This is a genomic window from Micromonospora sp. R311 (genome assembly GCF_056780015.1).
On record NZ_JBSWCE010000066.1, the window covers coordinates 1 to 19,913 of the forward strand.

Below are 19,913 nucleotides of genomic sequence, written 5' to 3' on the forward strand. Positions count from 1 at the left end.
GCGAGCGGCATTTTCGCTAACAGCGCGCTGATTCCGGAGGCTGAGGCGCAGCGTTTCACGGCATCCGCAAATGCCGCTGATCACGCGAAGCTGCCTGGCTGCGCTGCCGTCAATCCATGTACCCGCTAGCACTGATCGGCTCAGATGCGGAAGACGTAGCAGTCAAGGAGGATGCTGACGTCGGCGTCGGACTCGGGCCAGGCGATCAGCGGGTGACCGTGAACGTCGAGGTCGGCGGGCCAGCCGGTCCACACTGGGTCAATGCTCAGCTCGGCCGCGACCTGCGGCGCACCGCATTCGCTGACGAAGTCCCACAGCTCGTCGGTGTCGTCGGTGTCGAGCCGTTCCGGCGGCCCGGTGAGACCGAGACGCGCCAGGGTGCGCCGTTCGATCGGCAGGGACTCACCGGTCGACGTTTCCGGCTTCTCGCTGCTGAAGCGGCGGACGATCCGCCCGTGCGAGCCGACCAGCCAGGCGTCGCCGTCGCCCTGGCTGCCGTAGAAGTAGGCCTGCGCGTCGCCGTACCGGGAGCTCAGCTCTTGGATCCACTCGTCGACCTGGGGTTCGTCGTCGGGGTCGCAACTGGGGCCGGACACCACGGTCCAGCCGTTAAGACGCGGCGAGATGAAGACGTGCCGCCACGTGCGCGAACGGTCGGGCCCGCCGTGGCCGAGGTGGGCGACGAGCGTCTCGCCCAGGCCGTATGTGGCGGGCACGGACCTGGTCAGCCCGAGCACCTGCATGATCCCCCTGCTGATCACCGCCGCGCACGGTCAGCCACGCGTTGAAGCAGCCGTCGACCGTGTGCGGCCGGTCGTAGGGAAGCCTGATGTCGATGAGCCGCCGCAGCACGGCCAGGTCGGCGGGGTCGAGCGCCCGTTCGCCGCCGAGGTGCAGCAAAGCGAGCAGCGCGGCCCGCCGGGCCCGTGCGGGGCCGTCGCGGCGGATCGCGCGCAACTCCGGCAGCAGGGATGCGTCCAGGCCGCAGAAGCCCTTGGTGGCGGCGTCGGTCACCACGTCCGCGAGGTTCACGTCGGCCACGATAACCCCGTCGAGGCCCCGGGATTTGCCTGGCGGCCCGCCTTCGGCCATGGGACACCGTCGCCGTTCGTGGAGCACGGCAGCGCTGCTCTCTTCATTCCTCGACCTGCACGCTGACGCACTGAGATGAAACTGGGCTTGAGTGGCCGGCGGCAGCATCGGGGCGAAGCCCTGATGAAGACCGTGCCGGCCGACCCGCGCGGCTACGCCGTGGGGCTGAGTTCGACGGTGTACCCGAGGGATTCGATCTTGCGCTTGAGCTTGTCGGCGAGGGTTTCGGGGTCCTCCTCGCGGCGGGTGTAGTAGTCGGCGCCGAGATCCTGGTAGGTGCCCCCGTAGTTCAGCAGGTGCCAGACGATGGTCAGGATGGTGTGCGCGACGGCGAAAGCGGCCTTGGGCCCGGCCTTCTTGCCCATCCGCCGGTGCGGCCGCCGAAGACGAGCACCGAGGCGGGTGCTGGTGTGGGCGGTGGCCCAAGCCGCCTCGACCAGGATGGTGCATAGGTGGGCGTTGCCGTGCCGGGTCTTGCCGCCGCGGTGCTTGCCGGCCGATTCGTGGTTGCTCGGACACAGCCCGGCCCAGGAATCTGCTGGCCGCCGCCGCGACCACGGTAGCGACCGGATCCCGACCTTAGCCCCTGGAATCGGCGCCTTCGCATCCGCGGGCAACGCGGACGACGGGCTTGGGCGTTGACCTCCGTGCATTTGCCGCAGGGCGCGGCCGTCGGGACACGCGAGGCTCCGTCGCTGTGCGTCCGGATGTCTGCCGTCGCCGGGGGCGCTGTCGTGCCGAGATGAGGACGTTTGGCCGGCACGGTGACCGGCGGGGCGCATGCCGAATGCCGCTATTAGGACCTCTTTGTCAGGTCGAATCAGCAGGGGAGGACCGGGACCTTCGGCCTGGACTCGCCGGCGGGCTTCGCCAAGACCCGGACGCCGTTGGGCGGGCGGTGCGTCAGCGACGGCTGACCTGCTCCTTCTTGGCGGCGATGCTGGCAGCAACGGTGGCCAGGAACTCGGCGGTTGCCTCGGGGTCTGCTGGCTTCGGCTCCGGCCGCACGCCGCTGCCCGTCGGGGTTGGGGTGAGGAAGACGGCGGTGTCGGGTGCGGTGGGCGGCAGGGGCTTCATGTCGTGGAGGACCAGCATGTCGGCCACCAGACAGGTGACCTCGCCGTCGGCGGTGCGGCCGATCCAGACCGGGTAGGAGCCGTCGCCTCTCCCGCTCGGGTAGGCGATCAGATTGGTGCCGGTGGCCGGGTCGGCGGCCTCCGTCTCCTTGTCACCGTCCCAGGCGTCGCTCTGCTGCCGGTGCTCGTACGCTGCGGCGAGTGCGTCCCGCCCTGACGCGTCCAGGAATGTGCCCATGCCGGTGTCCACTCCGAAGCCGTAGAACTCGTCGTCGCCGAGCAGCCGTATGTCCTGCCCGGGACGGACCGCGAGTTCCCAGCTTGCGGTGGGCTTGTCGAGGATCCGCAGCATGGCGGCGGTCGTCTCGTTCCAGCCTTCGCTCTCCCACCGCATGCCGGCGATCAGCACGGGGTGGTCTCCCGCCGGGACCATTACCGTGTACGGCTCATCGCGGCTGCCGAGGGTGCTTGGGTCGGCGGCGATCACTGCGCCGGTAGGCACTCGCAGCACCCCGGCGGGTTGGGGTTCGGTAACGATCGCGGTGCCGAGTTCGGTGTCGGAGAACCGACTGCCCGGGGTGAACAGCGCCTGCAGATGGCGGGGCCGCAGGCCCGACGGAGCCCTCCACAGCGGCGTTGCGGCCTCCCGGTGCCCCTGGTCTTCCTTGTGCCTGGCGGGTACGAGCGTCACGTCGCCGGCACTGCGTTTGAAACCGAGCATCCGGCCGTCCGCGTACGCCGTCCAGTCGCCGAACGGGGGCCTGCGCAGGGTGCGGTGCCGCTCCGGGATGTCGTGGCCGGTCTGGAAAAGGCCACCATGGTCCAGCTGCACATCGGCGGTGTCACTGTCCGGCCGGGCCGTGAGGGTGAAGTGCCAGCCGCGCTCGGGGAATTCCGGCTCGTCCGCAGACGCGTAGCGCCACTGCTCGTAGTGGCGCAGATCGAGCAGGCCCGGCTCGAGCTCGCGGTAGTCATAGGCACGGTCGCGGCGGTCGTGCTCGTCGAAGAGGAACAGGCCCAGGTAATGGCGCCCCCAGTCGATCTGCAGCAGCGCCCTCGGCCGTGCGTCGGCGGTGAGCAGCACTGCGTAAGGCTCTCCGGCCGAATCGCGCTTGCGCGCCCCTTCCACACCCATCACGCCGACGGGCTTTCGGCTCCCCGGATCCCATCCCGCGCAGTAGGTGACCTCGACCGCGCTCTCCTCGGCCACGCCCTGCTCCGCTCTCTCGATCAGTGACGAGCGGATCCGGACAGTAGCCGCCGCCACGGAGAGTCCGCTTACCAGCGCTAGGCAGGTCAGGAACACCAGACCGGATCGCCGGCGGCCGAAAGCCCCGCCGGCCGAACCGAACTTCCGCAGACTTCCCCATGAACCACCACGATCTGGAACTCCTCGGGCCCGGTCGGTCGCCCGAGCGTCACCGGCATCATGCTGGGTCGACATGACGTCATGATCCCATGGGTCTCCAGCCATCCATTCGGCTCCCGCCGCCGCAGACACGACCGCTTCTGCCGCAAGTCGCGCGCCCTGGCGACGGCAACGGTCTCGCGATCAGTGACTGGCAATGTGTCAACCGCCTAGCGGAAGTAGTAGAACCGCCCCCCGCCGGCCTCGATGTCGGGCACAGACGTGAAGTACAGGCGGAAGCTCGGCAGCGCTTCGGCGGGATAACCCCTTGCAGCAAGAGCGGCACGTGCCCGTTCCTCCAACGCAGGCGCCTCCCCACGAGCGGCCTGGGCCTCCTCGGCGGTGGAAAAGATCAACCACGCCCACATGTCTTCAGGACTGCCGTCGAACGAAGGAATCACCTCACTGTCCACGACGCGGTGCCCCGAGTCCTTGAACGCTTCGGCGGTCAGGGCCTCGGCGACCAGCCTGCCGAACCGGAAGTGATTGATCCCCACCACGGAGGCCATTTCACCACCCTTGCCTTCGAGTGGCTACCGAGGTCGCTCGATTGCCATCCCTACCGTCGCGGCAACATCCGCTTCTGCCGCCGATCGTGCGCGCTGGGCCTCGGCACACCGGTCACGCTGCGTCGAGTCAGCCTCGTGCGGTTCCCTTGCGGACATGCCGATGAGAGTGTGCCTTTGGCCCCGCTCCGTTATGCCACCCTCACCAGCAACAGCGGAGACGCAGGCCCGCAATCGCTGGCCGAGGTGGCTGACGACTACCTTGCTAGGTATCGCAGTGGAACTCGACGGACGCGGCGGTCATAAGAGGTTGTGAGCGAGACTGCGGGCATGACCCGGGCCGACGACGGCGAGCTGTGGCGGCGGGCGCGCCAGGGGGAGGCCAATTGCTTCGGTGTGCTCTTCGACCGGCACGGCGAGGCCATCCGGGCCTTCTGCGCGCGCCGGACCGGCTCGACCGACGCAGCCGATGATCTCGTCTCCATCGTGTTTTTGGAGGCCTGGCGCCGGCGGGGTGAGGTTGAGCTGGTCGATGGAAAAGCGCTGCCGTGGCTGTACGGGATCGCGCGCCGGACCATGCAGCATCGCTGGCGGACCGCGCTGCGGCATCGGCGGGCGCTGGAACGGCTGACGCCCGCGCCGGCCACACCCGACCATGCTGACGAGGTCGCCGGCCGGCTCGACGACGAGCGGCACCTGGCCCGATTGCGGGCGGCCCTCGAGCGACTGAGGCCGCCCGACCGGGACGTGCTATTGCTCTGCGTCTGGCAGGGCCTCACCTATACCGAGGCGGCGGTAGCGCTCGGCGTACCAGTCGGCACGGTCCGATCGCGGCTGTCCCGGGCGCGGTCCCGGCTCGAGGCCGAGACAGACGCCCAAAGCACACCCGATCCCGCGACCTTCCCAGTGACCTCCTCAGCACAGCGACAGGAGATGCTATGACTGAGCTGCAATCCCGCCTGGACCCACAGCGCCAGGCCGACATCCGACGAATGCTGATTGCGCAGGCGTCGCCTCCGGCTGTGGTGACCCGGAACCGCCGCATTGCCCTCGGCAGTGCCTGTGCCGCGGCGCTCGTCACGACCGGCGTCGTTGCGGTCGCCGTCTACCCGGACCCGCCGCCGCCGAACTATGCCGCCTGGACGGCCGTCCCGCAGGCCGCTCCACCACTGACCGCACCGGATGAAGACATCGAGCGTTGGGCGTCGAAGTGCAGCGACCTCGGTGTCGGCGCGGTGGGCGTCGGAGGTGTTCCGGCGCGCCCTGACGCTGCGGCTAGACGGCAAGTGCTGGTCGATCGGCGCGGCGGTTTCACCTACTGCGTTGATGTTTCGATGGGCAGTGGCACCCCCTCGGATCCGCTGATCGCACTATCCGGTCTGAAGGCCGACGGGCGCAATGGCCTCAACAGCATGGCGGCCACCGTCTCCGACAAACCGTTCGCCAAGCCGCAAGGCAATGCCGTGCTGGTGCTCGGCGGCACCTTGGAAACCCCACCCGAGGGCGGCACGAGCGAAGTCCAAGCCTTCCAGCTGTACGGCCTGAGCAGCCCCGCTGTGACCGGCGTCGACCTTGTACTGACGAACGGCCTGCGAGTGACCGCCACACTGAGTCACGGTATCTGGGGTGTGTGGTGGCCTAGCGATCGGGGCGATCCCACCGGCTGCAAGCTGCACGTGCGCACTGCCGCCGGCGTGACGCTCGTCGACCCGAACGCCGTCCGCCTACAGATCCAATAAGCCACAGAGGTCGTTCGGGCTGATTCGTCCCCAGATCGCCTTCGCTTCCACCGACCACCGACCATCTGGCGAACACATATTCCTCCACGAACATGGAGCCGCCCGAACATCGCGTAGCAGAATTTCGCGTCTCACTCTCATGCCGCGATCCGCGTGCAACCATGAAGAACCTCATGTAGCTCTGGGTAACGGGGTTGCTGACCGGGGCCGTGGCCGTAGCCCAGCGCACGCATGTCGCGCCAACCTGCGAGCAGCCGGTTGCGCCGCCGCATAGCCCGGACCGGACACGAGGCGGTGTCCGGCCCGGCACCGCACGAATCGGCAAGTTCTGCTGGCACCCTGCGGCAGCCCACGCGGGCTCCGCACGACCCCTGGGAGCAAGAACCGGATCTTTTCGTCGTGTGGCCATCACTGAACGGACTGCCGGCCCAGGCCGCCTGTTTCCCGGAAGCCGGGCCGGCTGATGACGTCAGCGGCGGAGGCTGTCGGCGAGGTGCCCGTTGACGTGCGACGTGCCGCTCGTGGCCGGTGGCGGCCAGTGGCGGCGGACGGTGCGTTCGGACTTGCCAATCCGCGTGGCGATCTCCGCCGGGTGCAGGGTGGGGTCGCGGCGGTGCCAGTAGGCCACCGCCGCAGCGGTGTTCGCCGGCGCGTCGTCTGTCGGGGTCTCACCTGCGGCGTCCGGCGGCTCCACCTGGTTGTCGCCGGCGTTGTCCTCGGGTGGCGCCTGCGGGGCGTCGGCGGGCCGCGTCGGCGGCGTGTCCTGCGTCGCACCGTCGTGCGGGTCGCCACCTATCTCAGCGGCCGGATCCGTGCTGGTTAGCGTGGCGGTGGTGGCGGGCGCGCCCGGGGTCGATGGAGGCACTGCGGCGGGGATTGCGGTCGTCCCTGTCGGCCCTGGGGGTGGGAGTGCGGCGGCCGACGGTTCGGTCGATGCAGTGGGCGCGGGCGTGCAGGCGCGGATCCTGGCGGTGATCTCGACGAGGCTGACGCTGGCGACGATGACGAGCCCGTCGACGGAGATGGGAAGTAGGTAGGCGGCGGCGTGTTCGGTTTCGCCGTAGCGGGCGGCGACGCCGGCCAGGTGCCAGTAGGAGACCCAGGTGGCGATGCCGGCGATGACAGCGGTCGCGGCGATGCGGATCACGCCGAGGGATCGGTGGTGGTGGGGGACTCGGGAGATCAGCTCGACGGTGAGTAGCAGGGCCAGGGGTGGCCAGGCTGCGATGATCTGGCTGATCGGGTTCGGTCGGGCGTGCAGGACGTTCGCGGCGACTGACGCGGCGACGCCGAGGGTGAGGGTGGCGCGAACCGCCCATCTCAGCCGCCGCAGTTGCGCGTCGGTCATCGAGGTCTGCGGGGTGGCCGCGTTGATCGGTGAGGCAGCCGGGGGATCCGAGCTCATGCGGCGCTCCCGTCGTCGGAAGGGGTCCGGCCGCGGCTGCGGGGCTGCGGCAGGTCGGCGACGAGCCGGTCGGCGAGGGTGAGGGTGTCGTCGCTGGGCTCGGCGTCGATCTCGGCGAGCCGGCGGGTCAGGGTTCGGCGTAGCGTGCGGATGCCGTTGATGTCGCCGAGCTGCGCGCGGGCCCGCATGGCCGCCTGGTAGAGCGGTTCGTGGTGTGGGTGGTGGGCGATGGCGGTGTCGAGGACGCGTAGCTGCTGCGCGGGCTGTCCGGTGAGGGTGTCGGCGAGGGCGAGGTGGGCGTCGAGGGCTTCCTGGCGTATCGCCTCGCGGTAGGGCTCGACCCATTCGTAGTCGCAGCCGTCTGCGAGGGGCCCGGTGTAGGCGTCGACCGCGCGGCGTAGCGCGTCGGTGCGGGCCTGCGGGTCGGTGGCCTGCGCGGCGTCGCGGATCGCCGCGCGCATGCGCCACAGGTCCACGTCGAGCAGGTCCAGGTTGAGCAGGTAGCGGTGGTCGGGGTGGGTGACGTAGCTGCCGGGCCCGCCGTTGTGCCGCAGTACCGCCCGCAGCCCCGACACGTAGGTGTACAGCCGGCCCGCGGCTTTGCTGGTCGGGGCGTCGGGCAGCAGGTCGTCGAGGATGGCCTCGGTCGAGGCTGTTCCGTTGTGGACTGCCAGGTAGACCAGCAGTTCCAGGGACTTGGCGCGGGGGGTGCGCTGCGGGTCGCCGTCGACGACGCCGGGTGTGCCCAGCACCCGCACCAGCACCGGGCGCGGCTCGGGTTTGCGGTCCTGCGCGTCCGCTTTCTGGTCTGCGGCCTCGGCTTCACCGCCAGCTGCGGCTGCTTCCCCTGGCCGGTGGCGCTGTGCGGTGTCAGGGGTCGGGGCGGCAACGGCGGGAGTGCTTCCGACGTCGTCCGCTGGCGCCGTGCTGCTGCCCCGCGGGTCTTCGGCCTCACTGTCAGCCTCGGCCGTCACGTCCGGCGCGCCCCGGTTGGTGGGGATGGCGGGTAACGGCGGTCTGGCGGCGGTGTCGTCGGGCGGGAGTGAGCCGGCCGCCTCGGCCGGTGCTCGGCGTGTGGGGTCGGTAGGTGCGGGGGCCTGCGGCTGCCCGGTGTGGGACTCGGCGAGCGTGATGAGCAGGCCGAGGGTCTCGGCGGGATCGAGGACGGCGAGGCGGCCGACGTCAGCGGGGTGACTGCCGTGGCGGGCCCCTCCACCGTTTGCCCGGGTGGTGGCGCCGTCGGCGGCGACGGTGACCGTGTCGCCGTCGGGCCAGTCGCCCAGCAGCACGCCGTGAATGTCCAGGCGCTGGCCCTGGGCGAGCAGGGCGGCGACGCGGGCGCGTTCGTGGCGGCTCATGGTGTCGGCGATCAGCATGACCGGCGGGACGGGTCCCTCGTAAGGGTCGGCGCGGCGCAGCTCGGCAACGGTGTCGACCTCGTGCTGGCAGGCCAGGCGGGTGCGGTGCAGCGTGTGCGCTTCGAGGATGTCGAGAGCTTCGTCGAGGTCGGCGGCGACGGTCAACCTTGGTGTTCGGGGCAGGGTGACCGCCGCGGCGCCGAGCAGCCTCGCCGCGGTCACCGACGGGATGACCACCTGGGTGCGCGCCTCGGGATGTTCCACACCACCGGAGGCCAGCGTGGCGGTGAGGAATCCCCGGGCGGCAGCTTCCGCGCCGGACCCGGTCAGTCCCAGCCCCGCCCGAGGCCACAACGCCGACAGCGGGTTGTCCCACGCCGGCACCATCGGCAGCGGGCCACTGATGTCCGCGTCGCCGGTGGCGACGCGGATGCCGCGGCCGCTGTCCGCGTCCTGGACTTCCGCGTGGGGCGTCCCGCTGCCGGACATGTCGTTGCCCGGCTGGGGCTGGTTCTCGTTGTCGAGGCCACGCTGGTCCTTGTCGTGCTCGACATCGCCCGGTGTGGCGGGCTGATATGGGTCGGGGCGACTGGCGGCGGCGCGGCGCAGGCCGCGGCGGATCTGCCCGACCACGCGGGGCATCGGGGCCAGACCTGGGTCGTTCAGGCGGGGCGCCGTCGTCGGGGTGCGAGGGACATAGCGGTGTTGGCGGTGTGCCCATACGAGCGCGACGGCGGCCGCGATGGCCAAGGCCAGGCTGAGGTCCACCCAGCTGCCGCTGGGCAGGGTGATGCCGCGCCACGCAGGCGCGGTGTCCGGACCGTGATCCTGCGCATGACCCGCGCCGTCGCCGGTGCAGGTGGACGTCACTGGTGCGGGAGTGCCCGGCGCCGCCGAGGCCGAGGGGACGGGCCCGCCGGTGGTGGGCGTCGGGCTGGCAGGCGGCGCGGTGGTGGGCGCGGGCTGCGGTGCTCTGGTCTCGGGCTGTCGCGGAGGCGGTGGTGGCCCGGTGCGGTGCGGTGCTCGGAGGGCGTCGGCGGGCAAGTCGAGAGTCCAGCCGGGGTAGATGACGTTCGGGTCGCGCAGCGTGCCGCCGACGCGGGGGAAGTGGGCGCCGCGGTTGAGGTCGTAGATGTCGGGCCAGCGGCGGTCGTCGCCAAGCCGTCGTGCGGCGATCGTGGACAGGGTGTCGCCTCGCCGCACGGTATAGGTGGGGCTGGGCGTAGTGCTGTCTTCTGCCGCTGGTGACGGCTGGGCGTGTGGGACGTCTTCGGGTGTGGCGGATGCGCCGTGTCCGGTGGGTTGCCCCACGGTGTCGGCGGCCGTGTCGGTAGCTGCGGCGGCCGGAGTGGCGGTCGCGGTGGCGGTGATCGCCGTGGCGCCGAGCAGCGCGGCGGCCACGCCTTGCAAGGGCCCGGGCAGGTGCAGGGCGGGTAGCCAACGGGCGGCGCGGGTGAGCCGCGCGGTCAGGCGAGCGATCACGGCGGTCACGAGGTAGACGGCCAGGATGCCGGCGCTGGCCTGTGCCAGGAAGACGATGAATCCCTCGGTCAGGGGCTGCGCGACCCAAACACGCACCTGCGATGCGGACGGAATCTCTGGCGCCGGCCACACATTCGCGCGCAGGAGCGCGGCGTATCCGACGGACACGAGGGCCGTCGCTGTGGTGGCGGCCAAACCGCCCGTCTTGGAGCTCACCCCTTGTCTCCTCTCTCCACACAAGCCGATCAGCACGGTTCGTGATCGACGCTAGGAGCGACCAGAAGGAGCAGGCAGTGGTTGGCGGGTGACACCACCTCACACGAACTCACACGGCCTTACACGCCCAGGTCAGCCACGCACCCGCTGCGGTGTCCACCCGACCGAGGTGAAGAAGCGCCGGGCCGGGCGTGCCCTCGGCAGGTCAGCGCCCGGTGGCCACCGCCTGGTCGAGAAGCTCGGGTGAGAGCCCGGCGCGGGCGAGGCGCTCGGTGTAGGTGTGCCGCAGCTCGGCTGCGCCGGCGTGGTCGCCGACGGCGGTGAGAGCGTCGGCGGCGCGGCGGTGCAGGTGCGCGTTGTAGGGGTCGACGCGCAGCGCCGCCTCCAGCAGCTCCAAGGCGCGGTGCGGGTCGGATTGGGCGCCGGCCGCGGCGGCGTAGGCGTCGATGACCAGGCGGCGGGCGGTCTCGCGCGGCTGGTCGATCCACGCCCAGGTGTGACCCGTGGCGAGGTCACCGGTGTAGGTGTCGATGACCGCCTGCCAGGCGGTGGCCTGGTCGGTCAGAGCGGCGGCGGCGCGACGGGCTGCGGCGCGCAGATGCCACAGGTCAACGTCGAGCTGATCCGGGTCGAGGCGGTAGCGGTCGTCGGCGTGGGCGATGACGGTGGCGCCGGCTCCAGCGGTGCGGCGTAGTTCGCTGATGGTCGTGTAGAGGCGGCCGGTGACGGTGTGGGCGGGTACGCCGGGCCAGATGGCGGCGGTCAGCTGCCGGGTGCGCAGGCCGTCGGGGTGGACGGCCAGGAGGATGAGGGCTTGCCAGGCCGCGCTGCGGCGGATCGCAACGTGCTGCCCGTCGACGAGGAGGCGGGGTTTGCCGAGTACCCGCAGTTCCGCTGGTGACGGGGTGGCCGTGGTCGGGTGGGCGGTGACGGGGTCAGCGGGGGGCCGGGGGCGGGGGACGGCCGTGGTGTCGGCGGGTGGGCGCGCCGGCGGGGGCGGGGCGTGGGTGAGGATGGTGAGCAGGTCGTTGGCGGCGACCTGGTCCAGGACGCATAGTCGCGGTCGGTCCTGCTGCGGCCGGCCGGCGTCGCGGCTGTGGCCGTTGACGTCGACGTGCCACTCGGCCCCGATCGGTGAGCTACCGAGCACCACGGCAGTGACGGTGGGGTCGTGAAGCGCAGCGGCGAGCCGGGGGGCGGTCGACGCGGACACCGCCTCGGTGATCAGCAGCATCTGGTGGCGGACGCCGTCAGCGGCCGCCAGTGCTTCATCGAGGCTGGCGGTCACCCGCAACCCGGTAGGTCCCTGACGCAGTGCGGCAGCGGTGGCGGCGCCGAGGAGCATCGTCAGGGCGGTGCGGGTAATGACGACTGGCGTCGCGCCGGTGGGTTGGCGCAGGGCGGTGAGAAGCGTGGTGACCAGTACTCCCCTGCCGGCGTGCAGGGCGCCAGGCCCGCTCAAGGCGACAGCCTGCGGCAGCACGGTGAGCGGCCTGTCCTGCGCGGGCTGTGAATGCGCGTCCGTCTCGGGGGCCTGGGGTACGTCGACGGCCGCGCGGACGGCGGCGACGGTGGGTGGCAGCGGCGTCAGATCGTCCTGCTGCGGCCCCGGCATGAGGGGCCGGTAGTCGCGGCGACGGCGCAGCCACACCAGCACCGACGCGGCCGCTGCCTGCTCGGCCGTTCCGCGGGGCAGCCACCCGCCCGGGACAGTGACCCCCTCCCCCACATCGACCGCGGCAGCGGCATCAAGGGCGTCGCCGCCGGTTGGGCGGTCGAGGGTGGTGGCGGTGACCGCTGTCGCAGGGTCGGGTGGCGCCGGGAGGCTCGCGTGGCCGGTGCCGAAGACTGCGGCGCCGGCGACACCGGTGGCGGTGGCCTGCAGCGGCGTGGGCAGCGGCAGGCGGCGCAGCCACCGCGCGCCGGAGCGCACCCGCTGGGCGGCGGCCACTACGGCGGTGTAGGCGACGAACAGCCAGATCTGCCAAGCGAGGAGGGTCAACCCGACCCTCAGCGTGCCCTCGGTCAGCGGCTGCGCCACCCAGTCCTGAAACTGCTCCGCGGTGGGCACACCGCGGATGGGCCAGCCGACGACCCTGACCAGGAGCAGCGGCGGGCCGGCCAGGAGCAGCAGCAGCGCCAGCAGTGCTGCTACCCGCCGTGGCCACCTCACCGCCACCACCACCCGACAGCGCACCGACGGCGGGCAGGGATGGGGTGGCCGGTGGTGGGAGTGCTCATGGGACGGGGCGCGGGTGGGGACGCAGGATCCGGGTCCACAGCTGGCGGGTCCACCACACGGCGACCGCGATCGCGTAGATGACGCCGAGGATCCCGGACGCTCGCCAGTTGACCAGGGCGGCGGTGATGACCGCCATGGGTGCGCCCAGGATCAACCTGAGGATCGGCTGCCGCACCACGGCCATGATCGTGCCGACGCCGAGGAGAAACCCACCGACGCGGCCGGTGATGTCGATGAACAGGATCATGTCGGGCCAGCGGTCCGCGGTCAGGGAGTACTGAATGCACAGCATGCCGGCGGCTGCGGTCACCACCGAGCTGGTGGGGAAGGCCAGTAGCTGTGACCAGCCTCCGCGGGGTGTGCGCCACTGCCGGGCGGCGACCAGCGCCATCACCGCCGCTACCGCGATGATCGGGGCGATCGGTAGGAGCGCCCAGCGCAGGAACGGCCCGACCGCAGCACCGATGTAGAGGCTGCCGACCACGGCGTACATGCCGGCGATCGCGCTGCCCAGGGATGCGGCGGCGAGGATGCCGGTGCCGGTCTGGACTCCGGGTGGGCTGGATTCGGTGGGGTTGCGGGCGGCGATGGCCGAGGCGAGGACCGTGCCGGCACCCAGGCAGGCGACCAGGGCGAACACCGTGGCCATCGCGAGTTCACCCCAGTTCATCAGGGCCGCGGGACGCAGGATCGCGCCACTCCACTCGGGGGTGAGGAGGAACTGGGAGACCAGCCCCAGTGACGCGAAGCCTGGCACCGCGATGGCGACAGCCCTGCGCACCGGCGGCAGCGCAGGCGGCTCCTCGACGACAGCATCGCCACCGACTTGGGCGGAGCCGGCGTCAGCGGCGCCACGCACCGCGGCGAGGCCAGGATCAGGAACCACGACCGGGGGCATGCCGGTCGCCTCGGTGAGGGTCTTCGCCAGCAGCGGCATGTGGGCGACGCCCCCGACGCAGTACAGACTCGCGACGCTTGCCCGGTCCGCTTCCGCCGCGGCGAGCGCTTCCACCGTCAGCTCAGCCACCCGGGCGAGAACGGGCTGTGCGGCCTGATCGAGCAGAGTCCCGTTCAGTACCGCCGCCGGGCCGCCTGGCAGTGGCACGGTGACGGCGGCGTGGTGGGTGAGGGCGTGCTTCGCCGCCTGCACGCTGGCGGTCAGCGCCCACCTCTCGCCCTGTTCGCCGACCGAACCGGTCGCCGCGCCGACCAACATGCTCGCCAGCGCACGGTCGATGGCGCTGCCGCCAGCGTCGGGGTCCGCGAGGGTCGCCAGGACCTCGAAACCGGCAGGGCCGCGACGGAGAACGCTGACCTCCGCTGCCCCACCGACGTCGCAGACGACGAGGAACGAACCGACCGGAAGCTGCACTCCCGCCGACAGCAGATGACCGGCCACGGCCACCGGCGCTTCGACCAGGCGAGGCTGCGGCAGACCCGCGCGGCGCGCGGCGTGCCTCATCCACGTCCGCCGCCGGGGCCCCCAGCCCGCGGGCACCACCAGCCGCACATCCTCCACCGGGGCACCGACGGCTTGCTGCGCCTCCCCGGCGACACGGCGCAGGGTCGCCACGACGAGATCCCGCGGGTCGACTTCCGCGCCGGCGATCGTCAGCATCTGCTCCCCGGACCGGCGAGGCGCCGGGATGAACCGTCGTGGTTCGGCGACGGCCGCCTGCCAGGCCTTCTGCCCGGTCAGGACGGTCCCGTCATCGGACAGGAACACCGCGCTGGACAGTGCGGGTTCACCGTCGAACAGCAGCGAAAACCACCTACCGTCCGGCCAGGCCACCACCGCGGTAGTGGTGGCACTCCCGCAGTCGATCGCTAGCCGCGCCTCCCCCGGTCGCATAGACCTCAGTCAAACACGACGATTACCTTCACGTCACCCATGAGTCACTCACAGACACCAGCCTCCGACAGGACGGCAGGCGTCACCCGAGGTGCGCTGCGGTGCGTTGCTCCCCTCACGCCTTACCCGAGCGCCGGGCAGAAGGCGCTGTCGAAACTCAACGAGCGGGCCCGGCGGCGGCTCTGCCGTGACTGCCGCTGCCTTCGATCGCTCACCCCGACGTGGCCACCTTGACCGACATGGATTGGATAGAACCGTGGAACGACCGAGCACACCCCCGGCCCCCGGCGACATCGCCGCCACCTGGACCATGGCTGCGCTAGCGACCGGTCCCGCCGACCGTGACCGCGCCGAAGCCGCCGCCCTGGCGGCCTACCGCGCTGCCGGCCTCCCGGCACCGTCCCGCTTCGTCTGGTGCACGTCACTGCACGACGCCATCGGGCAACTCCGGCACCACCTCGACGACGGCCACACCCCGCTGGTCCGCCAGGTTCGCCGGGACGTCCTCAACAAGGCCCTCTCGACGGCGCGGGCACCGCTGTGGCAGCAGGCGTCCGACCTCGAACAGGTCACCGCACACGGCGACTTCCACTCCTTCTTCGAGTCGGAGGGCTACTACGGCGAACAACGCTACGACGGCATGGACGAACGCTACGACCTCATGGATCGGCCCTACCGCTGCCCACCAGTCCTGCCAGCCGAACGGGCAGCACTGCACCCAGTACTGACCGCCGTCCGGGACATCTACGACCGCGTCCTGTGCCCCACCTGGGACGCACTCGGCCGAGCAGCCCGCGACCACGCCCTTCACCCCGCCTGGTACTGGTACGACCACGACATCGGGGTCGACCAGGATGACGAGACACGCGCCGTCGTGCAGTACTGCCTGCCGGATCTCAACGACCGGTTCTTCGACCCCGCGTGGCACTTCTACCCCGACCTCGTCGTCCTCGCCGCCATCGACACGTACCGGGCGGTGTTCGACGCGACCCCGGATTCCGCCTGGCAGGGCTGCAGGGAGGCGGCGCTGACGTCCGGGCCCTGGTGGCCCTTCGCCGACGTTGCCGTGATGAGCGAGCGACCAAACACCGGGCACCCCGACGGCCAAGGCCGCCCACACGCCGACGATGGGCCCGCCGCCACCTAGCGAAACACCTACACCGCGCCGACCAGATATGGGCTGCCTAGGGCCTGTCCTGCCGATCTTGAGCGGTGGGCAGGGCGATATGGGTGGGGTGCTCGTCATGATCGAGGACGCTGCTCCGTCCCGCGAAGCACTGTAGGCGCTCACACACACCGATCGAGCCGCCCTCGCCGCCGACTGGGCCGGGTACCGCGTCATCAAGGGGCTGCGGGTGGCGGCGACGGACGGGCCCTTTGCCGCCGGGACCGGCACGGTGGTCAGCGGCAGCACGCTGACGCTGACCATGGCGATGGCCGGCTGCGCCGTGTACTGCGACGCGCTCACCGGCCCTGGCGTGGTCACCCTGCGGAAACGCTGCGCCACCGCCTGACGGCCGCCGGCCCGGGGCAGCGGGCGGCCCGGCCCGTCACTACGGTGCGGAGGATGCACAGTTCCCATCCGCTGGTGGTCGGCGTCGTGCACGAGGCGCCCGGCTCGACCGTACGACTGCGCCCGGTGGCCGAGGACGATCTGGCGATGTTGCGCCGGTTCGCGGTCGAACCCGGGCTGATCGGGCTCGACTGGGCCGGCTTCCGGGACGCCGCCGCGCCGGCCCGCCGCTTCGCCGAGGACGGCTATCTCGGCGAGCAGGTCGGCGGCCTGATCGTCCAGGTCGAGCCCCCGGACGTCCCGGCGGGCTACCTCAGCTACCTGCAGCGCCAGGGCGGCGGGCGGGCGCCGTACTGGGAGATCGGCATCGTGCTGCTGCCCGAGTGGCGCGGCCGGGGTCTCGGCTGGCGGGCCCAGGCGCTGCTATGCGACTACCTGTTCAGCCACACCCCGGCGCAGCGCATTCAGGCCAGCACCCATGCCGAGAACGCCGCCGAGCAGCGGTCGCTGGAGAAGGCCGGCTTCCAGCTGGAGGGGGTCTTGCGGGCCTGCGAGTTCCGGGCCGGCGCCTGGCGCGACGGGTGGCTCTACAGCCGGCTGCGCGACGACCCGTCACCGCTGTGACCGAATGGCTCGGCGTCCCCCTGGTTGGGGTCGAGCCGTTGCGAAAGACGTCCCCGGCAGCAACCCGTGTCATGGCGGCTGAGCCTGCCCATCGGGGCTAGGCGTGCCCTGCCGATCTTGTAGTGGTTGGTCGTCGACGATGTGCCGGTGGTGCGTCGTGGTGAACTGACTGACGAGGCGTGGGCGGTGATTGCGCCGTTGCTTCCGGAGCCGGGCGGTGCGCGGGGGCGGTGGCGGGATCACCGTCAGGTCATCAACGGGATTCTGTGGAAGCTGCGCACGGGTGCGCCATGGCGTGACCTGCCGGAACGCTTCGGACCGTGGAAGACCTGCCACGAACGGCTGCGACGGTGGACCGCCGACGGGACGTGGGATCGGATCCTCGCCGCGGCGCAGGTGCATGACGACGGCATACCGGTGCAGTGGACGATCAGCATCGACTCGTCGATCGTGCGGGCGCACCAGCATGCCGCTGGCGCCCGCAAAAAAGGGGGTCCCCCACAAGTCCGGCGACGCCTGGTGCGCAAGATGGCGAGGCCATCGGCCGGTCCCGCGGCGGGCTGAGCACGAAGATCCACCTCGCCGTCGACGGACGCGGCCGGCCGCTGTCGATCCTGCTCACACCCGGCCAAGCCGGCGACAACCCCCAGCTCCTGGCATTGCTGGACGCGATCCGCGTCAACGAGCCCGGACCCGGACGGCCCCGCAAGCTCCCCGACGTGCTGATCGCGGACAAGGGCTACGCGCACGACTCCACCCGCCGAGCCCTACGGCGGCGCGGGATCCGGCACGTCATCCCCGAACGCTCGGACCAGATCGCCCGCCGTGCTGCCAAGGGCAGCAACGGCGGCAGGCGACCCGCCTTCGACAAGGCGATCTACCGCAATCGCAACGTCGTGGAACGCTGCTTCAACCGGCTCAAGCAGTGGCGCGACCTGGCCACCCGCTACGCCAAACGCGCATCCCTCTACCGGGCCAGCCTCGTGCTCATCGCGGCCGTCATCTGGCTTCCATGATCGACAGGACAGGCCCTAGCCAAGGCGGCACGGGGCGGGACGCAGCACGGGATGTGTGGCTGACCTGCGAGGTCCGGTTGAAACTCGTCGCCCGCGCCGGTGACGCCGAGACGGGCCGGGTGCTGCGGTGGGAGTTCGATACCGAGCCCGAGGCCCTGGCCATGGTTCAGCGTCTTCTCGGCGCCGACGCTGGCGGCAGTTGGCGCAAGCAAGCAGGCGACGCCGTCTCGTCCCCGCCCCAGTGACGGCCGGCGGTCGCGTCCGAGAGGGCGGCGCCGCCGGCCGGAACTGCGCGGTCAGGAGCTGCAGGTGTTGAGCATGCTCTGCAGCGCGGACTTCTCCGACGACTGCAGCTTCAGGCCCCAGCTGTACTTCACGCTGATCCACATCTTGCTGTAGGTGCACCGGTACGACGACAGCGGCGGCTGCCACGTGGACGGATCCTGGTCACCCTTTGACTGGTTGACGTTGTCGGTGACCGCGATCAGTTGCGGGCGGGTGAGGTCGTTGGCGAAGCTCTGCCGGCGGCTGGTCGTCCACGAGCTGGCACCGGAGCGCCACGCCTCCGCCAGGGGCACGACGTGGTCGATGTCCACGTCGGAGGCCGCGTACCAGGTCGCGCCGTCGTACGGGCTGTACCAGCGGCCGGATGTCGCGGCGCAGGAGCTGTCCACCACGACGGAGGTACCGTCGCGCTTGAGGACCGTCTCGCGGGTGTTGCAGCTGCCGCTGATGGTGATCCAGTGCGGGAACAGATCGCGGGAGTAGCCGCTCGTCGAGCCCTGCGCCGCCACCGTCAATGCGTTGAGCTGCGACTGCGCGGTCGCCTTGGACGGGATGCCTGGAGGCGTTGCCAGGACCGGTTGAGCATTGACGGCGGCCAGGCAGGCGCCAGTGAGGGCCGCGACGGCCGTCGCGGCAACACGTCGCTGCAGTGAAGGTCGATCGGATCGTCGGATGACGCGCATGGCAGGCCTCCTTGGCAACCGCGGTGAACAGCGACCATCTCCAGCGATGGTGTCAATCGACAGTCATCTCCGTAAAGAGGTGAAGACCCTTCCGCGAAGATTGATCCCAACCGACCCCTCGTCCGCGTCGCCCCATCGGCAGCTGCGGGAGGCCCTTCTACGCCGGCCTGCTCGTCGCTGTCGACATGGCGACGTAGAGGCAATCCACGCTCCAACGGCGTCCTACAGTGCGACTCGGAGGCTGGCAGCACACCTGGACGCAGGGAGCGACGATGGCCAACGACCTGATCGTCATGACCTGGAACGTGGAAAACCTGTTCCGGCCCGACGACACCGACACCTCGGCAGCGGAGACCTACGCCGCGAAGCTCGCCTACCTTGCAGGGCTCATCTCCGGCACCAGCGCGGACGTCGTCGCCCTGCAAGAGATCGGCCCTCCGCCAGCGGCTGAAGATCTCAGGGCGGCCCTCGGCGAGCCGTGGCAGGCGGTCGTGTCGGCGCACCCGGACGGCCGTGGAATCCGCGTCGCTGTCCTCGCCCGGCACGCCCTCACCGAGGAAGCGCAGATCGTCGCGCTGCCGCAGGCCGGCCTGCCGGCGGTCCCCGACGTCGACGGCGGGACACTCAACCAACTGGGCCGCGGAGCCGTTCAGGTGCACGTCGACTGCGGCGGCCCAGGGCTGCGGCTGGTCACCGCCCACCTCAAGAGCAAGCTACTCACGTACCCGGGTGGGCGGCGCTATCCCCGCAACGAGGACGAACGCGCCCGCGGCGCCGGCTACGCCCTGCTGCGTCGCACCGCCGAAGCCGTCGCCCTCCGCGTCCACCTCAACCAGGTTTTGGCCGCGGCCGCTATCGACGGACAGCCTGGCATGCCGACGATCCTGTGCGGGGACCTCAACGACGGACCGGACGCCGTCACCACCAGCCTGCTCGAAGGACCCGCCGACGGTGACGTTCACCGCCCCGACAAGGGCGACGCAGTCCGGCTGTACAACCTCGGACGGCGCCTGCCCCCAGCCCGCGCCTACTCCCGCATCTACCAAGGCCGAGGCGAACTCATCGACCACATCCTTGCCACCCGGGACCTGCAGTTGCGACTGGTCACCATCGACTCTCTCGTGGACGACATCACCTCCATCGGCGCCTCGACCCGCAGCCGGGAAGCCGCAGTCGTGCCCGACCATGCACCGGTCGTCGCCCGCTTTGCTGCTTCCTAACCCGGCCCGTCGCTGCTACCGACCCCGGCCTCTATCTCGACCACCACCCGGCGTTTGACATTGGTGTGGGTGGAAACCCTGGCCTCTGGCTTCACCAGCGGCTGTTATCGCGCGGCTGGCCCGGGTTCGACGTAATTCGGCGGGCCTGGAGGTCCTGCGAGGCGGAATGCGCTGGTCGGCGGGTCGCGAGAGGCAG

At 71.0% G+C, this 19,913-nt stretch carries 18 protein-coding genes and 1 pseudogene; 9 read left to right on the forward strand and 10 right to left on the reverse strand.

Going from position 1 to position 19,913, the window contains the following annotated elements; genetic code table 11:
• Positions 1 to 140: 140 nt before the first annotated feature.
• Positions 141 to 761 carry a hypothetical protein gene (locus tag AC1WTP_RS32965; protein ID WP_481653145.1) on the reverse strand — a complete coding sequence of 207 codons (621 nt, stop codon included), beginning with the start codon at positions 759 to 761 and terminating at the stop codon, positions 141 to 143.
• Between AC1WTP_RS32965 and AC1WTP_RS32970 the strand changes: the two genes are divergently transcribed.
• The gene (locus AC1WTP_RS32970) at positions 742 to 1,158 is read left to right on the forward strand and encodes a hypothetical protein (RefSeq protein WP_481653146.1); all 417 of its coding nucleotides are present in this window, start codon (positions 742 to 744) and stop codon (positions 1,156 to 1,158) included. The two genes, AC1WTP_RS32965 and AC1WTP_RS32970, sit on opposite strands and share 20 nt — an antisense overlap.
• Before the next feature lie 86 nt (positions 1,159 to 1,244).
• On the opposite strand, the gene AC1WTP_RS32975 is transcribed toward AC1WTP_RS32970, so the two are convergent.
• The 4 genes and pseudogenes from AC1WTP_RS32975 to AC1WTP_RS32990 all read right to left on the reverse strand — a co-directional run bounded on the left by AC1WTP_RS32975 (position 1,245) and on the right by AC1WTP_RS32990 (position 4,085).
• Positions 1,245 to 1,457: a hypothetical protein gene (locus tag AC1WTP_RS32975; RefSeq protein ID WP_481653162.1), complete on the reverse strand. Its 213-nt coding sequence runs from the start codon at positions 1,455 to 1,457 to the stop codon at positions 1,245 to 1,247.
• Positions 1,458 to 1,505: 48 nt separating this feature from the next.
• Positions 1,506 to 1,874, reverse strand: a pseudogene (locus AC1WTP_RS32980) (transposase); the annotation flags it as partial.
• Between the two features lie 121 nt (positions 1,875 to 1,995).
• Complete coding sequence (locus AC1WTP_RS32985) at positions 1,996 to 3,378, reverse strand: DUF4241 domain-containing protein (RefSeq protein ID WP_481653147.1); 1,383 nt, start codon at positions 3,376 to 3,378, stop codon at positions 1,996 to 1,998.
• A 368-nt stretch (positions 3,379 to 3,746) separates the two neighbouring features.
• Positions 3,747 to 4,085 carry a hypothetical protein gene (locus tag AC1WTP_RS32990; RefSeq protein ID WP_481653148.1) on the reverse strand — a complete coding sequence of 113 codons (339 nt, stop codon included), beginning with the start codon at positions 4,083 to 4,085 and terminating at the stop codon, positions 3,747 to 3,749.
• Positions 4,086 to 4,412: 327 nt separating this feature from the next.
• Here AC1WTP_RS32990 and AC1WTP_RS32995 point away from each other — a divergent pair, with 327 nt between their 5' ends.
• Complete coding sequence (locus AC1WTP_RS32995; protein ID WP_481653149.1) at positions 4,413 to 5,024, forward strand: RNA polymerase sigma factor; 612 nt, start codon at positions 4,413 to 4,415, stop codon at positions 5,022 to 5,024.
• The gene (locus tag AC1WTP_RS33000; RefSeq protein WP_481653150.1) at positions 5,021 to 5,821 is read left to right on the forward strand and encodes a hypothetical protein; all 801 of its coding nucleotides are present in this window, start codon (positions 5,021 to 5,023) and stop codon (positions 5,819 to 5,821) included. The genes AC1WTP_RS32995 and AC1WTP_RS33000 overlap by 4 nt, the downstream gene beginning before the upstream one ends.
• 469 nt (positions 5,822 to 6,290) lie before the next feature.
• On the opposite strand, the gene AC1WTP_RS33005 is transcribed toward AC1WTP_RS33000, so the two are convergent.
• The 4 genes from AC1WTP_RS33005 to AC1WTP_RS33020 form a co-directional block, all read right to left on the reverse strand.
• Positions 6,291 to 7,226: a DUF2637 domain-containing protein gene (locus AC1WTP_RS33005; RefSeq protein WP_481653151.1), complete on the reverse strand. Its 936-nt coding sequence runs from the start codon at positions 7,224 to 7,226 to the stop codon at positions 6,291 to 6,293.
• Entirely contained in the window at positions 7,223 to 10,282 is a 3,060-nt protein-coding gene (locus AC1WTP_RS33010; protein ID WP_481653152.1) for an AfsR/SARP family transcriptional regulator, read from the reverse strand. The genes AC1WTP_RS33005 and AC1WTP_RS33010 overlap by 4 nt, the downstream gene beginning before the upstream one ends.
• A 205-nt stretch (positions 10,283 to 10,487) precedes the next feature.
• Entirely contained in the window at positions 10,488 to 12,455 is a 1,968-nt protein-coding gene (locus AC1WTP_RS33015; protein ID WP_481653153.1) for an AfsR/SARP family transcriptional regulator, read from the reverse strand.
• A 64-nt stretch (positions 12,456 to 12,519) separates the two neighbouring features.
• Positions 12,520 to 14,319 carry an Hsp70 family protein gene (locus AC1WTP_RS33020; RefSeq protein ID WP_481653154.1) on the reverse strand — a complete coding sequence of 600 codons (1,800 nt, stop codon included), beginning with the start codon at positions 14,317 to 14,319 and terminating at the stop codon, positions 12,520 to 12,522.
• A gap of 313 nt (positions 14,320 to 14,632) precedes the next feature.
• Between AC1WTP_RS33020 and AC1WTP_RS33025 the strand changes: the two genes are divergently transcribed.
• The 5 genes from AC1WTP_RS33025 to AC1WTP_RS33045 all read left to right on the forward strand — a co-directional run bounded on the left by AC1WTP_RS33025 (position 14,633) and on the right by AC1WTP_RS33045 (position 17,774).
• Positions 14,633 to 15,523, forward strand: a complete 891-nt coding sequence (locus AC1WTP_RS33025; protein WP_481653155.1) for a DUF6745 domain-containing protein — start codon at positions 14,633 to 14,635, stop codon at positions 15,521 to 15,523.
• Between the two features lie 208 nt (positions 15,524 to 15,731).
• Complete coding sequence (locus AC1WTP_RS33030) at positions 15,732 to 15,890, forward strand: hypothetical protein (RefSeq protein ID WP_481653156.1); 159 nt, start codon at positions 15,732 to 15,734, stop codon at positions 15,888 to 15,890.
• 53 nt (positions 15,891 to 15,943) lie between these two features.
• Positions 15,944 to 16,513 (forward strand): GNAT family N-acetyltransferase, encoded by a 570-nt coding sequence (locus tag AC1WTP_RS33035; protein WP_481653157.1) that lies wholly within the window; start codon positions 15,944 to 15,946, stop codon positions 16,511 to 16,513.
• A 150-nt stretch (positions 16,514 to 16,663) separates the two neighbouring features.
• Positions 16,664 to 17,529 (forward strand): IS5 family transposase gene (locus tag AC1WTP_RS33040; protein ID WP_481653161.1). Its coding sequence is split into 2 segments (ribosomal slippage): positions 16,664 to 17,009 and positions 17,009 to 17,529, totalling 867 coding nucleotides; the frame shifts between segments, so codons are not numbered across the junction.
• 77 nt (positions 17,530 to 17,606) lie between these two features.
• Positions 17,607 to 17,774, forward strand: coding sequence for a hypothetical protein (locus AC1WTP_RS33045; protein ID WP_481653158.1), 168 nt, complete (start codon positions 17,607 to 17,609; stop codon positions 17,772 to 17,774).
• A 51-nt stretch (positions 17,775 to 17,825) separates the two neighbouring features.
• Here AC1WTP_RS33045 and AC1WTP_RS33050 read toward each other — a convergent pair whose 3' ends face one another.
• Positions 17,826 to 18,497: an HNH endonuclease family protein gene (locus AC1WTP_RS33050; RefSeq protein ID WP_481653159.1), complete on the reverse strand. Its 672-nt coding sequence runs from the start codon at positions 18,495 to 18,497 to the stop codon at positions 17,826 to 17,828.
• 272 nt (positions 18,498 to 18,769) lie between these two features.
• Here AC1WTP_RS33050 and AC1WTP_RS33055 point away from each other — a divergent pair, with 272 nt between their 5' ends.
• Entirely contained in the window at positions 18,770 to 19,717 is a 948-nt protein-coding gene (locus tag AC1WTP_RS33055; RefSeq protein ID WP_481653160.1) for an endonuclease/exonuclease/phosphatase family protein, read from the forward strand.
• Positions 19,718 to 19,913 lie beyond the last annotated feature (196 nt).

What these genes read in the sequence shown, in the direction of transcription:
- AC1WTP_RS32970 (WP_481653146.1), top strand. Translation starts at nt 742, where the DNA reads ATGATCCCCCTGCTGATCACCGCCGCGCACGGTCAGCCACGCGTTGAA.
- AC1WTP_RS32975 (WP_481653162.1), bottom strand. Translation starts at nt 1,457, where the DNA reads ATGGGCAAGAAGGCCGGGCCCAAGGCCGCTTTCGCCGTCGCGCACACC.
- AC1WTP_RS32990 (WP_481653148.1), bottom strand. Translation starts at nt 4,085, where the DNA reads ATGGCCTCCGTGGTGGGGATCAATCACTTCCGGTTCGGCAGGCTGGTC.
- AC1WTP_RS32995 (WP_481653149.1), top strand. Translation starts at nt 4,413, where the DNA reads ATGACCCGGGCCGACGACGGCGAGCTGTGGCGGCGGGCGCGCCAGGGG.
- AC1WTP_RS33000 (WP_481653150.1), top strand. Translation starts at nt 5,021, where the DNA reads ATGACTGAGCTGCAATCCCGCCTGGACCCACAGCGCCAGGCCGACATC.
- AC1WTP_RS33005 (WP_481653151.1), bottom strand. Translation starts at nt 7,226, where the DNA reads ATGAGCTCGGATCCCCCGGCTGCCTCACCGATCAACGCGGCCACCCCG.
- AC1WTP_RS33035 (WP_481653157.1), top strand. Translation starts at nt 15,944, where the DNA reads ATGCACAGTTCCCATCCGCTGGTGGTCGGCGTCGTGCACGAGGCGCCC.
- AC1WTP_RS33050 (WP_481653159.1), bottom strand. Translation starts at nt 18,497, where the DNA reads ATGCGCGTCATCCGACGATCCGATCGACCTTCACTGCAGCGACGTGTT.
- AC1WTP_RS33055 (WP_481653160.1), top strand. Translation starts at nt 18,770, where the DNA reads ATGGCCAACGACCTGATCGTCATGACCTGGAACGTGGAAAACCTGTTC.